Consider the following 13124-nt stretch of genomic DNA (forward strand, 5'->3'; position numbering starts at 1 on the left):
TTTTTGAGGTGATAATTTGAAATCTAATAATAGATATTTAGGTGCTTTAATGATAGCACCATTCATTATATTTGTATTTTTAGGCGGAATGCCATTGAAATTATTTACTTTTGTGTTATCGCTACTTGGTATGTTTGAATTTTACAAAGCTACAAGAATTAAACACTTTAAGCCTATAAGTATATTAGGTTATATTGCTATTATTTTGTATTATACATTTAATAATGATTTTTCGAGTCTGTTTAATCTTTTAATTGCACTTACACTAATTGCACTTATTATACCTGTAATAAATTTGAAAATTACTTTTATAGATTCTGCAATTACAATACTTGGTTTTTTATATGTTGGTGTTTTTTTCTCATTCCTTCCAATGATATCAGAAAAAGCATCAGGTAATTTTTATGTATGGCTTGTTTTTATAGGAGCTTGGATTACTGATACTTGTGCTTATTATTCTGGAAAATTCTTTGGAAAGCATAAACTTTGCCCTAAAGTAAGTCCTAAAAAAACTATAGAAGGTTCAATAGGTGGCGTTATAGGAACTGCTTTAATATCAGGTATATATGGTTTTGTTATAAGTAATTTTGCAGATGTAATGCCAGTTTATCATTTTGTTATAGTGGGATTAATATGTGGTATTTTAAGTCAATTTGGAGATCTTGTAGCATCATCTATTAAAAGATATGTTGACATAAAAGATTATAGCAATTTAATACCAGGTCATGGTGGGATTTTAGATAGATTTGATTCTATTTTATTTACTAATGTAGTAGTATATTATTATTTGACATTAATAATACATATTTAGTATGATAAAAACCTTTGTTATCTAAGCAAAGGTTTTTTATTTTTATATAAATTTGTATGACTGTAAATTTGTATGCATATAAATATTTATAGAATTTTTAATAATTTTGAAAGGCATATTATGAAAATATATAAATATAATCTCTTAATAAAACTATTAATATTGTTTATTATAATGACAATTTTAATTTTTTTTATAAGATTCTATTTTAAACCTTTTTGGACTTTGCTTATAATATTTGTTTTAGCTACACCTACGTATAACATACTTTTAAAAGCTGGTATAAATAAAAAAGTTTCAGCAGTTATAAGTATTGTTTTTTGCAATGTAATGATATTTTTAATTCTTACAATTATAAGTAAGACTTTCTATAATTTATTGTCAAGTTTTTCTGGAGAATTTAATAATATATATAATTCTTTTTTGCTTCAATATAAATATATTTTTGATTATATTAAAGATATTCAATTTATTGATGTACTTAATATTGTAGGAAAGGGAAATATTGGCTTGAAGATAAAAAATACTGGTAATCAATTTATAGCTTATTTTATTGGTAATATTGCATGCTATTTTATTTTTACAGAAAAAGAACAAATATGTTTTATTATGAACAAAATACTATCAATAGATATTGTTAATCAAATTAGAAATCAGAAAAATAATATGTTAGAAATGATATTAATTGAGGGTAAACTTATTATATTATCTACAATTGCAATTATTATAGGTTTTTACTTTTTAGGTGTTAATAATTATCTTTTTTTAGGACTTATATGTGGTATACTTGATATTCTTCCTTATATAGGAACTGTTATAGTTTTTATTCCTCTTATAGTATATAATTTTTTTGTTAAAAGGTACTTTTTTTCTATTGGGCTTATACTTCTTTATGTTTTTGTTCAACTAATAAGGGAAATATTAGAAGCAAAATTTCTAGGTAAAAATTTAAAAGTGCATCCTATAGTAATATTTTTGTTTATGTATATATTTATAGAAATGTTTGGATTTGTGGGAGTAATATTCGGGCCTATTTATTGTATACTAGCTAAAGATATGATATTAAAGGATAATTGAAATAAATTAATTTGTTATTATTTTGATTTTAATATACAATAATATAAGTTAGTTAAATAATTTATAGAATGAAATGTAATTTATATATAAAATCTAAGGAGGAATAAGATGAAATTTGTGTCAATATTAGGGGCTACAGGTTCTATAGGAACTCAAACTCTTGATGTTATTAGAAAAGAAAAAGATAATTTTAAACTTGTAGGAATAACAGCTAACTCATCTGTGAAAAAGATTATAGAAATAATTAGGGAATTCAAACCTGAGCATGTAGCAATGATGGATGAAAAAAGTGCTGAAGATGTAAAAGAATTTTGCATGGAAAATAATTTTAATACAAATGTATATAGTGGAATTGACGGGCTTGTTAAGGTAGCTACTGTCCCTTCTGCAACAATGGTTGTTACATCTGTTGTTGGTATGATAGGTCTTGTCCCAACTATTGAAGCTATAAAAAAGGGTAAAGATATTGCCCTTGCAAATAAAGAAACCCTTGTAGTAGCAGGGGAAATAGTTATGAAACTAGCAAAGGAAAATAATGTTAAGATTTTACCTGTAGATTCAGAACATGGAGCTATTTTTCAATGCCTTAGAGGAAATGAATATAAGGATCTTAAAAATATAATATTAACAGCATCAGGGGGACCTTTTAGAGGTAAAACTTATGATGAACTTAAACATATTACAGTAAAGGAAGCATTAAATCATCCTAATTGGAGCATGGGGAAAAAGATAACTATTGATTCCGCCACTCTTATGAATAAAGGCTTAGAGGTTATAGAAGCTCATTTCCTTTTTAATTGTCCTTATGATAATATAAAACCTATTGTTCATAAAGAAAGTATTGTCCATTCAATGGTGGAATATAAAGATGGAAGTGTTATAGCACAACTTGCTTCAGCAGATATGAGACTTCCTATTCAATATGCTATGAATTATCCTAAAAGAGAAAAAGCAGTAGCTAAAACTATTGATTTTTATGAAATATCTAAGCTTACTTTTGAAAAGCCAGATTATGATACATTTAAATGTTTAAGACTTGCTTTTGAAGCAGGTAAAAAGGCTGGACTTATGCCTACTATATTAAATGGAGCAAATGAAGTGGCAGTAGATCTATTCTTAAAGGAAAAGATTAAATTCTTAGATATTGCAGATATTATTGAAGATGCTATGAATTATTTTGAAAAAGAATCTAAAGAAGAATTAACAATAGATAACATAATCTCCTTAGATAAAAAAGTAAGAAAATATGTTTTAGAAAAATTTAGTTAGGAGGATTAAACATGAAATATGTTTTGGCGCTTATAGGTTTTGGTTTACTTGTTATTGTTCATGAGCTTGGACATTTTATAATGGCAAAAATCAATAAAGTTAAAGTTATTGAATTTTCTATTGGAATGGGACCAAGAATATTATCATATCAAGGAAAAGAAACAAGATATAGTTTAGCACTTCTTCCTATTGGTGGTTTTGTAATGCTTCTTGATGGAGAAGAAAATATTGATGATCCAGGGTGCATGCTTAATAAATCACATTTAAGAAGAATAAGTGTAATGATTGCAGGTATTGTTATGAATTTTCTATTTGCTATGGCACTTTTTACAACATTTTATTATAATGTAGGGTTTGGCAGTAAGGCTTTAGCAGAGGTTACAGAAGACGGAGCAGCAAGTGAAGCTGGAATTTTGCCTGGAGATGAAATAACAAAAGTTGATGGCAAAAAGATGTATATTTATGATGATGTTAGCATGGCTATTGCAGAAGCTAAGGATAAGGAAATGGAAATTGAATATGTACGAAATGGAGAAAGTTACAAGACAAATCTTATTCCTAAATACAGTGAAGAATATGATAGATATATGATAGGAGTTTCTTTTGAAAAAATACAAAATCCAAGTGTTATTGAAAGTTTAAAGCACAGTACTTTTGAAACTCGTACATTAGTTAATGAAACTTTATTTTCAATAAAGAAACTTGTAACAGGTAAAGGTAACTTTAAAACAGATGTTGGAGGTCCTGTTAGTGTTGTTAAAGTATCTGCTTCTGCAGCAGAAATGGGAATTTGGAATTTTATATATTTAATTGGTATATTATCAATAAGTTTAGCAGTATTTAATGCACTTCCATTTCCGAAACTTGATGGAGGTACAACTCTTATATTATTAATTGAAATGATAACAAGAAGGAAAGTACCTGAAAAAGTTTTAACAGCAATAAATGCTTTCGGTTTTATAATGTTAATGATACTTATGGTTGCAGTTACAATTAAAGATATATTGTTTCCTATAAGTTTGTAGGAGGATAAAAAATGAAAAGAAGAGAAACAAGAAAAATAAAAGTTGGTAATGTATTTATTGGAGGAGATGCACCTGTTGTTATACAATCAATGACTAATACTGATACAAGAGATGCAAAAAAAACTTTAGATCAAATTAAACTTTTATATAATGCAGGTTGCGAAGTTATAAGATGTGCTGTTCCTGATATGGAGGCTGCAGAAAGTATAAAAGAAATAGTTTCTAAATCTCCTATTCCTGTAGTTGCAGATATACATTTTGATTATAGATTAGCATTAAAGGCTATGGAAAATGGGATAAATGCCCTTAGAATAAATCCTGGGAATATTGGAAGTATTGATAGAATAAAGGCTGTAGTAAATATGGCAAAAGAAAAAAATATTCCAATTAGAATTGGTGTTAATTCAGGTTCCCTTGAAAAAGACATTTTAGAAAAATATAAAACTGTAAATGCCCAGGGCTTAGTAGAAAGTGCTTTAAGACATGTTAAAATTCTAGAAGATCTTGACTTTCATGATATTGTAATATCAATAAAATCTTCTAATGTTTCTATGATGATTGATGCTTATAGATTAGTATCAGAAAAGTGTAATTATCCTCTTCATTTAGGAGTTACTGAATCAGGAACACCTTTTAAGGGAACTATAAAATCAAGTATTGGTATAGGGACATTACTATCAGAGGGGATAGGTGATACTTTAAGAGTTTCTCTAACAAGTGACCCAGTAGAAGAAATAAAAGTCGCAAGGGAAATATTAAGGGCTTTAGATTTAAGAAAAGGCGGAGTAGAATTTGTCTCTTGTCCTACATGCGGAAGAACAGCAATAAATTTAATAGAAATAGCAAATGAAGTAGAAAAAAGATTAGAAGGAATTAAAAAAGATATAAAGGTTGCAGTTATGGGGTGCGTTGTAAATGGACCTGGAGAAGCAAGAGAAGCAGATATTGGAATTGCTGGAGGTAAAGGTGAAGGAATTATATTTAAGAAAGGACAAATTATAAAAAAAGTTAAAGAATCTGAACTTGTAGATGAACTTATGAAGGAAATACAATCTATATAGGTTACTTTTTAGTAAAGGACTTGAAATATAAATGTATATATGATATTATTTATATATAAGATTTATCTTTAATAGCTAGAGTTTTTGAGTGGGCATTTTACCCGCTCTTTCTATTTGTCAGCGCAACTATATTTCTTTAGTTGCGTTTTTACATAAAAATTTTTAAAAGATAGTATCTTATAGCTTTTTATGCAAATGATATATATATATTAATGCATATTAAGTATTTACAATTAAATATAAGGAGGTATACAAATGCAAAATGATGCCTTAATAAACACAGTATTAGAGTTTACAAAGCCAATAGCAAATGATCTTAATTTACTTATTTATTATGTAGAATATGTAAAAGAAAACAAGGACTATTTTCTTAGAATATATATAGATAAGGAAGAAGGCAGCGTATCACTTAATGATTGTGAAAATCTTTCAAGAAGAGTTAGTGAGGTTTTAGATGATAAAGATCCAATTAAGGATCCGTATTATTTAGAAGTATCTTCACCAGGTCTTAATAGACAATTACACACACAAGAACATTTCAAAAGATTTATTGGCAGAGATGTATATGTAAAGCTAAAAAGCCAAGTTGAAGGGATGAAAGAAATTAAGGGAGTTTTGAAAGAGGCTCTTGAAGATGAAATTATAGTTATAAGTGGTGAAAATGAATATAATATACCTAAATCAAAAATAAAAAAAGCAAATTTAGATGGGGAGATTTAGAAGGAGGATTAATAATGAACGCAGAGTTTATAGGTGCTTTAAAAGATCTTGTTAAAGAAAAAGGTATTAGTGAAGATTTAATATTTACTACAATAGAGGATGCTATGGTTGCTGCATATAAGAAAAATTATGCAAATCCTAATACAGCTGCTCAAAATGTAAGAGTAAATATGGATAGAGAAACAGGGGAAATAAAAGTATTTGCTCAAAAAGTTGTTTGTGAGGAAGTTTATGATGATGTAACAGAAATTTCTATTGAAGATGCTAAAGCAATTAGTCCTAAATATGAGGAAGATGATATAGTAGAAATTGAAGTTACACCAAGAAACTTTGGAAGAGTTGCAGCACAACTTGCAAAACAAGTTGTAACTCAAAGAATTAAGGAAGCAGAAAGAAATATTATCTATAATGAATACAAAGAAAAAGAATATGATATAATAACAGGTACAGTTTTAAGAAAAGATAAAGATATGGTATTTGTTAATTTAGGTAAACTTGAAGGGGTAATTGTTCCTAAGGAACAAATACCAGGTGAACAATACTACTTTAATGAAAAATTAAAACTTTACATTGTAGAAGTTAAAAATGGTTCAAAGGGAGCTCAAATACATGTTTCAAGAACTCATCCTGGTCTTGTTAAAAGACTTTTTGAACTTGAAGTTCCAGAAATATATAATGGAATTGTAGAAATAAAGAGTATTTCAAGAGAAGCTGGTTCAAGATCTAAAATTGCAGTATTTTCAAATGATGAAGAAGTAGATGCAATGGGAGCTTGTGTTGGACCTAAAGGTATAAGAGTTCAAAATATTGTAGATGAACTTAAAAATGAAAAAATTGATATAATTAAATGGAGCAAAGATCCAAAGGAATTTATCGCAAATTCTTTAAGTCCAGCTAAGGTTTTAAGCGTTGTAGTTGATGAAGAAACTAAATCTGCAAAGGTTGTAGTAGATGATAATCAGCTATCATTAGCAATAGGAAAAGAAGGACAAAATGTAAGGCTTGCAGCTAAACTTACAAATTGGAAAATTGATATAAAGAGTAAGTCACAAGCTGACGAAATGCCAGAAGAAAGTGATGATTTTACAATTGAAAATGAATATGTTGAAAATGAAGATTTAAATGATTCATCAGAGTTTGAAGTTGTAGAAGAAGATTCAAACAATGAAATAATAGAATAATAGGGAGGTTTTTTATGAAAGTAAAAAAAATTCCTATGAGAATGTGCACTGGCTGTATGGAAATGAAACCTAAAAAAGAATTAATAAGAGTAGTAAAAAACAAAGAAGGAGAAGTTTCTGTAGATTTAACTGGCAAAAAAGCTGGAAGAGGTGCGTATATTTGTAAAAGTGCTAGTTGTTTAGAAAAAGCAGTTAAAACAAAAAGATTAGGAAGAAATCTTGAAGTTGTAATTGACGAGGAATTGCTAAATAAATTAAAGGAAGAAGTAGAAAAATGAATAAGTTTTTAAATTTTCTTGGCTTAGCTAAAAGATCAGGAAGTATTATTGAAGGTTATAGCAAATGTAATGAGCAAAGAAATAAAAAGAAAATATACTTATTTATAATTTCAAATGATGCATCAGAAGCGTCAAAAAAGAAGTTTAAAAATCATTGTAATGACAATAATATAAAATATATTCAAAATTTCTCTAAGGAAGAATTAGGAGCAGCAGTAGGAAGACCAGAAATTAAGATTATTGCTATTTTAGATAACAATATTGCAAAAAAATTAGTGGCTCTTTACCAGGAGGAAGAAAATATGAATTAAAATAATTAAGAGGGGTGATCGTATGTCTAAAATAAGAGTATATGAATTAGCTAAAGAATTAAACATAAGTTCAAAAGAACTTATAGCAATGTTAATGGATGAATTTGATGTAAAAGTAAAAAATCATATGAGCGTTATTGAGGATGAAGATGCAGCATTAATAAAAGAATTACTAGGTTCTTCAGATGAAGATAGTAACAAAAAAGACGAAAAGGAAAACAAAAAAGAAGAAAAAGAAGTTAAAAAGAGTATTGTAGATGAATACGAAGATATTTTGTCTGAAGAAGTTAACAAAGGTAATAAAAGAAAGAAAAAAACAAAAAAACAAATAGCAGCAGAAAAAGCTCAAAAAGAAGCAGAATTCGCTGAAAATACAATTCTTGAAATAGGTGAAACTATTACTGTTAAAGAATTATCTGATATGTTAAAAAAATCTTATGCTGAGGTTATTAAGTCATTAATGATGCATGGTGTAATGGCTGCAATGAATCAGGAAATAGATTATGATACAGCAGCTAAAGTTTGTGATGAATTTGGAATATTATGTGATAAAAAAGAAGTTACATCAGAACTTGAATCTTTAGACATAGAAGATGAAAATGATGAAAATGCAGTTGAAAGACCACCTATAATAACAGTTATGGGGCACGTTGACCATGGTAAAACATCACTTCTTGATGCCATAAGAAAATCAAAGGTAATAGCTTCAGAAGCAGGTGGAATTACACAACATATAGGTGCCTATACTGTAACAATAAAAGGAGAAAAAATTACATTTCTTGATACTCCAGGACACGAAGCATTTACTGCTATGAGAGCAAGAGGTGCTCAAATAACAGATATTGTTATTTTAGTTGTTGCTGCAGATGATGGTATTATGCCACAAACAAAAGAAGCTATAGATCACTGTAAAGCTGCAAATGTTCCAATAGTTGTTGCTATTAATAAAATAGATAAACCAGGGGCTAATATAGATAGAGTTAAACAAGAACTTACTGAATATGGCTTAGTGGCTGAAGATTGGGGCGGCGATACTATATGTGTACCAATATCAGCAAAGAAAGGACTTCATATAGATCAACTTCTTGAGATGGTTTTATTAACAGCAGAAATGCTTGAACTTAAGGCTAATCCAAATAGAAAGGCTAAGGGTACTGTAATTGAGGCACAACTTGATAAAGGTAGGGGTGCTGTTGCATCACTTCTTGTTCAAAGTGGTACATTAAAAGCAGGAGATTCTATTTTAGTTGGATCAACTTATGGTAGAATAAGAGCTATGTTTGATGATGATGGAAAGAAGATAAAATCTGCTGGACCATCAATTCCAGTAGAAATATTAGGACTTTCTGAAGTCCCAGCAGCTGGAGATAGATTTATTCAAGTAAAAGATGAAAAAACAGCTAGAACTATGGCTGAAGCTAGAAAAGAAGCAATTAGAAAAGAAACTTTAAATGCATCTCATAGAGTATCTCTTGAAGATTTATATAATCAAATTAGGGAGGGCACTGTTAAAGAACTTACAATTATAGTAAAAGCAGATGTTCAAGGTTCTGTTGAAGCTATAAAACAATCTTTAGAAAAACTTTCTACAGATGATGTTATGGTAAGAGTTATACATGGGGGAGTTGGTGCAATAACTGAAACTGATGTTACCCTTGCTGCAGCTTCAAATGCTATTATTATAGGATTTAATGTAAGACCTGATTCTAATGCTACAGGAGCAGCTGAAAGAGAAGGCGTTGATATAAAAACATATAGAATTATCTATGATGCTATTGAAGATGTTAAATCAGCAATGATTGGTATGCTTGAACCTGAGTATAGAGAAATAGTACTTGGAAAAGCTGAAGTTAGAGAAGTATATAAAATTTCTAATGTAGGTACTATTGCTGGATGCTATGTTAAAGATGGTAAAATGATAAGAAATGCTGAAGTTAGAGTTATTAGAAATGGTATTGTTATATTTGAAAGTGCTCTTGCTTCCCTTAAGAGATTTAAAGATGATGTAAAGGAAGTTACATCAGGTTTTGAATGTGGACTTAGTATTGAAAAGTTTAATGATATTAAGGAAGGCGATGAAATAGAAGCATTTAGAATGGAAGCTATAGCAAGAAAAGAACTTTAAGTTAGAGGGTGATATTTATGTCTAATTATAGAGGCGGTAGAATAAATGAAGAAGTAAAAAGAGAAATAAGTAATCTTATAAGAAATGAAATTAAAGATCCAAGAATAACTGCAATGATATCTGTAACAGAAGTAGATGTTACAAAAGATTTAAGCTATGCAAAGGTATATGTAAGTATCTTTGCAAAAACTGAAGAAGAAAAACAAAGTAATTTTGAAGCTTTAAAAGGGGCAGCTGGTTTCTTAAGAACAGAAATTGCTCACAGAATTAATTTAAGGCAAAGTCCTCAAATTTTATTTGAATTAGATAAGTCAATAGACTATGGTATGCATATTGAAGATTTAATTCAAAAAACTAAGGAAAAATAATTATGATATATACTGAAATTGCAAATAAAATATTAAACTCAAATAAAATTGCAATTACATTCCATGCATCTCCAGATGGAGATGCAATTGGAAGTGGTCTTGGACTTTTAAATGGATTAAGAATACTTGGAAAAGATACTTATATAATATCTAAGGAAGAAGTACCTAAAAATCTTTCTTTTCTTTCTTGTGCAGAAGAGATTACTGGTGAATTAGTTGAGCCTACAAAGGATACTGATTTGCTTATTCTTGTTGATTGTGGTGATAAACCTAGAATATGTGCAGATATTTCAAATTATTCAGGGGATATAATAATAATAGATCATCATTTGTCTAATGAAAAATTTGGAAATATAAATCTTGTAGAACCTGATGCTGCTGCAACTACAGAACTTATATATCTACTTTTAAAAGAAATGAAACTTGATTTTTCAAAAAGTAGTGTTTCTGAAAAAGTTGGAACATGCATATATACAGGACTTGTAACAGATACAGGTTGTTTTAGACATTCTAATGTAACAAAAAGAACACATGACATTGCAGGAGAATTAGTAGGTTTTGGAGTAAGTAATACTTATATATATAATAATTTATTTGATAATAAGCCTTTTAATAAGGTGAAATTAATGGGATATGCACTAAAGGATATTGAACTTTTAGCAAAAGGTAAAGTTACATATATTGGCTTGCCTATGAAAATGCTTGAAGAATTAAATCTTGGAAATGTTGACACTTCGGAAATAATTTCCATGGCCCTTGGTGTTGAAAATATTGAGGCAGCAGTTGTATTGAAAGAAGTAGAAGATGGTGTAAAAGCAAGTTTAAGGTCAAAAAATAATCTTGATGTTAGAAAAATTGCTGAAAAATTTGGTGGCGGTGGTCACATGAAAGCTGCAGGATTAAAAATGATGAATGTGGACCTTAAAACTGCTAAAGAAAAAATAATTACTGAATTTGAAAAAGAGTTGAATGTATGAACGGAGTAATTAATATATACAAAGAAGAAGGATTAACTAGCTTTGATGTATGCAAAGAAATAAGAAAAATATCTGGCGAAAAAAAAATAGGGCATACAGGTACCTTAGATCCTAAAGCTACAGGTGTTCTTCCTATTTGTTTAGGTAAAGCTACAAAAATAATAGATTATATTATGAACGATAATAAAAGCTATTTTACTGAATTTAAGCTTGGCATTAATACAGATACTTATGATTTAGAAGGTAAGGTTATAGAAGAGTTTGATATAAGTACTATTACAGAAGAGGATGTAGAAAAAGCTGTTTTAAGTTTTTGCAAAGAATATATGCAGGTTCCTCCAATGTATTCTGCTTTAAAAAAAAATGGAGTAAGGCTTTACGATCTTGCAAGACAAGGTATAGAAGTTGAAAGAGAAGGCAGAAGAGTAGTTATTTACAATATAGAAAATATAAAAATAAATCTTCCATATGTTTCTATGGATGTAACTTGTTCTAAAGGAACATATATAAGAAGTCTTTGTTTTGATATTGGACAAAAATTAAATGTAGGAGCTACTGTTACTAAACTTGAAAGAACTAGAACGTCATCTTTTTATAAGGAAAACAGCATAAAATTAAGTGAACTTACTAAAGAAAATATTCATAATTATTTAATTACAATAGAAGAAGCTTTAAAAAAGTATGATTCAATTAAAATTAATAAAGGTTTTTCAAAATTACTTGTAAATGGTGTTAAGGTATGTGATAAAAGAGTTACTAACTGTAATGTAAAAGAAAATATATTATATAGAATTTATGATGAAAATAATATTTTCCTAGGACTTGGAATGAAAGATGAAAAAGGATTAAAAATGTCAAAGCTTTTAATTTGATTATATATATGTATTAGGAGATTAATAAATGATTATTTATGATGAAGTTAAATTTCATAGTGGTAAAGATATTTTGCAAAAAGGTACATATGTAGCTCTTGGAAGTTTTGATGGACTTCATTTAGGGCATATTTCCTTAGTAAATAAAATTGTGGAATTAGCTAAAAAAAACAATTCTTTAAGCATGGTATATACATTTTCTAATCATCCAAGAAAATTTGTTAAACCAAATGAAAATTTAAAGCTTTTAACAGATTTTAATACAAAGGTTAAGATTCTTAAAAATCACAATGTTGACATAACATATTTTGAAAAATTTGATGAAAATTTTATGGAAAGATCTGCTGAAGAATTTATAGTATATTTAATTGATAAATTTAATGTTAAAGGCATTGTTGTTGGATTTAATTACAAATTTGGATATAAAAATTTAGGAAATACTGAAACACTTAAAAAGCTATCAAAAAAGTATAATTTTGATTTATATGTAATGGAGCCATGTAAGTATAAGGATAAAGCAGTAAGTAGTACCAGAATAAGACATGAAATAATAAATGGAAATGTTTTTGATGTGTTTAATATGCTTGGAAGACCATATCATTTATTGGGAAAAATTGTTTATGGAAAGCAAATAGGAAGAACTATAGGATTCCCTACTGCTAACCTTTATATAAATAAAGATTTTGTTATTCCTAAAATAGGCGTATATTATACAAATGTTTTTGTAGATGGAATTTTGTATAAAGGAATAACTAATGTAGGGACTAATCCAACAGTACATGGCAGTAAGCTAACTGTTGAAACGTTTATTCTTGATTTTAATGAAGATATTTATGGAAAAAATATAGAAGTTATTTTTATAAAAAAAATTAGAAACCAAACTAAGTTTAATAATATAGATGAACTTAGAAATCAGCTTATTAAAGATAAAAATACAGCGAGAAATGAAAATTTATATAAGTATAGTGAAAATTATTTACAACAATGAAGTATTTTGATATAATAATAGCTGAAAACCTAGTCCTATGTTTAGAGAATGCCAAAACTCT

At 28.2% G+C, this 13124-nt stretch carries 14 protein-coding genes; all 14 read left to right on the forward strand.

What is annotated here, in order from left to right; all coding sequences use genetic code 11:
• The first annotated feature begins 16 nt into the window (after positions 1-16).
• The 14 genes from ACTNAO_RS03810 to ACTNAO_RS03875 all read left to right on the forward strand — a co-directional run bounded on the left by ACTNAO_RS03810 (position 17) and on the right by ACTNAO_RS03875 (position 13063).
• Positions 17-811 carry a phosphatidate cytidylyltransferase gene (locus ACTNAO_RS03810; RefSeq protein ID WP_441029258.1) on the forward strand — a complete coding sequence of 265 codons (795 nt, stop codon included), beginning with the start codon at positions 17-19 and terminating at the stop codon, positions 809-811.
• 120 nt (positions 812-931) lie between these two features.
• The gene (locus tag ACTNAO_RS03815; RefSeq protein WP_441048049.1) at positions 932-1888 is read left to right on the forward strand and encodes an AI-2E family transporter; all 957 of its coding nucleotides are present in this window, start codon (positions 932-934) and stop codon (positions 1886-1888) included.
• A gap of 108 nt (positions 1889-1996) precedes the next feature.
• Complete coding sequence (locus tag ACTNAO_RS03820) at positions 1997-3157, forward strand: 1-deoxy-D-xylulose-5-phosphate reductoisomerase (RefSeq protein ID WP_441027376.1); 1161 nt, start codon at positions 1997-1999, stop codon at positions 3155-3157.
• Between the two features lie 11 nt (positions 3158-3168).
• Positions 3169-4182: an RIP metalloprotease RseP gene (gene rseP / locus ACTNAO_RS03825; protein ID WP_441027377.1), complete on the forward strand. Its 1014-nt coding sequence runs from the start codon at positions 3169-3171 to the stop codon at positions 4180-4182.
• Between the two features lie 11 nt (positions 4183-4193).
• Entirely contained in the window at positions 4194-5243 is a 1050-nt protein-coding gene (ispG, locus tag ACTNAO_RS03830) for a flavodoxin-dependent (E)-4-hydroxy-3-methylbut-2-enyl-diphosphate synthase (protein WP_441027378.1), read from the forward strand.
• A 255-nt stretch (positions 5244-5498) separates the two neighbouring features.
• The gene (gene rimP / locus ACTNAO_RS03835; protein ID WP_441027379.1) at positions 5499-5963 is read left to right on the forward strand and encodes a ribosome maturation factor RimP; all 465 of its coding nucleotides are present in this window, start codon (positions 5499-5501) and stop codon (positions 5961-5963) included.
• Positions 5964-5977: 14 nt separating this feature from the next.
• The gene (gene nusA, locus ACTNAO_RS03840) at positions 5978-7144 is read left to right on the forward strand and encodes a transcription termination factor NusA (protein WP_441027380.1); all 1167 of its coding nucleotides are present in this window, start codon (positions 5978-5980) and stop codon (positions 7142-7144) included.
• Positions 7145-7158: 14 nt separating this feature from the next.
• Positions 7159-7422, forward strand: coding sequence for an RNase P modulator RnpM (gene rnpM / locus ACTNAO_RS03845; protein WP_441027381.1), 264 nt, complete (start codon positions 7159-7161; stop codon positions 7420-7422).
• The gene (locus ACTNAO_RS03850; protein ID WP_441027382.1) at positions 7419-7733 is read left to right on the forward strand and encodes a ribosomal L7Ae/L30e/S12e/Gadd45 family protein; all 315 of its coding nucleotides are present in this window, start codon (positions 7419-7421) and stop codon (positions 7731-7733) included. The genes rnpM and ACTNAO_RS03850 overlap by 4 nt, the downstream gene beginning before the upstream one ends.
• A 22-nt stretch (positions 7734-7755) precedes the next feature.
• Positions 7756-9858, forward strand: coding sequence for a translation initiation factor IF-2 (gene infB / locus ACTNAO_RS03855; RefSeq protein WP_441027383.1), 2103 nt, complete (start codon positions 7756-7758; stop codon positions 9856-9858).
• 17 nt (positions 9859-9875) lie between these two features.
• The gene (gene rbfA, locus ACTNAO_RS03860) at positions 9876-10226 is read left to right on the forward strand and encodes a 30S ribosome-binding factor RbfA (protein ID WP_441027384.1); all 351 of its coding nucleotides are present in this window, start codon (positions 9876-9878) and stop codon (positions 10224-10226) included.
• A gap of 2 nt (positions 10227-10228) precedes the next feature.
• On the forward strand, positions 10229-11203 hold the full coding sequence (locus tag ACTNAO_RS03865; RefSeq protein WP_441027385.1) for a DHH family phosphoesterase: 975 nt from the start codon (positions 10229-10231) through the stop codon (positions 11201-11203).
• Positions 11200-12075: a tRNA pseudouridine(55) synthase TruB gene (gene truB, locus ACTNAO_RS03870; protein ID WP_441027386.1), complete on the forward strand. Its 876-nt coding sequence runs from the start codon at positions 11200-11202 to the stop codon at positions 12073-12075. Before ACTNAO_RS03865 ends, truB begins: the two co-directional genes overlap by 4 nt.
• A 28-nt stretch (positions 12076-12103) precedes the next feature.
• On the forward strand, positions 12104-13063 hold the full coding sequence (locus ACTNAO_RS03875) for a bifunctional riboflavin kinase/FAD synthetase (protein WP_441027387.1): 960 nt from the start codon (positions 12104-12106) through the stop codon (positions 13061-13063).
• Positions 13064-13124 lie beyond the last annotated feature (61 nt).

Source organism: Clostridium sp. HCP1S3_C6, assembly GCF_052066735.1.
GTDB lineage: Bacteria > Bacillota > Clostridia > Clostridiales > Clostridiaceae > Clostridium.

Coding starts and splice junctions, on each gene's coding strand:
- ACTNAO_RS03815 (WP_441048049.1), top strand. CDS start 932: ATGAAAATATATAAATATAATCTCTTAATAAAACTATTAATATTGTTT.
- ACTNAO_RS03820 (WP_441027376.1), top strand. CDS start 1,997: ATGAAATTTGTGTCAATATTAGGGGCTACAGGTTCTATAGGAACTCAA.
- rseP (WP_441027377.1), top strand. CDS start 3,169: ATGAAATATGTTTTGGCGCTTATAGGTTTTGGTTTACTTGTTATTGTT.
- ispG (WP_441027378.1), top strand. CDS start 4,194: ATGAAAAGAAGAGAAACAAGAAAAATAAAAGTTGGTAATGTATTTATT.
- rimP (WP_441027379.1), top strand. CDS start 5,499: ATGCAAAATGATGCCTTAATAAACACAGTATTAGAGTTTACAAAGCCA.
- nusA (WP_441027380.1), top strand. CDS start 5,978: ATGAACGCAGAGTTTATAGGTGCTTTAAAAGATCTTGTTAAAGAAAAA.
- rnpM (WP_441027381.1), top strand. CDS start 7,159: ATGAAAGTAAAAAAAATTCCTATGAGAATGTGCACTGGCTGTATGGAA.
- ACTNAO_RS03850 (WP_441027382.1), top strand. CDS start 7,419: ATGAATAAGTTTTTAAATTTTCTTGGCTTAGCTAAAAGATCAGGAAGT.
- infB (WP_441027383.1), top strand. CDS start 7,756: ATGTCTAAAATAAGAGTATATGAATTAGCTAAAGAATTAAACATAAGT.
- rbfA (WP_441027384.1), top strand. CDS start 9,876: ATGTCTAATTATAGAGGCGGTAGAATAAATGAAGAAGTAAAAAGAGAA.
- ACTNAO_RS03865 (WP_441027385.1), top strand. CDS start 10,229: ATGATATATACTGAAATTGCAAATAAAATATTAAACTCAAATAAAATT.
- truB (WP_441027386.1), top strand. CDS start 11,200: ATGAACGGAGTAATTAATATATACAAAGAAGAAGGATTAACTAGCTTT.
- ACTNAO_RS03875 (WP_441027387.1), top strand. CDS start 12,104: ATGATTATTTATGATGAAGTTAAATTTCATAGTGGTAAAGATATTTTG.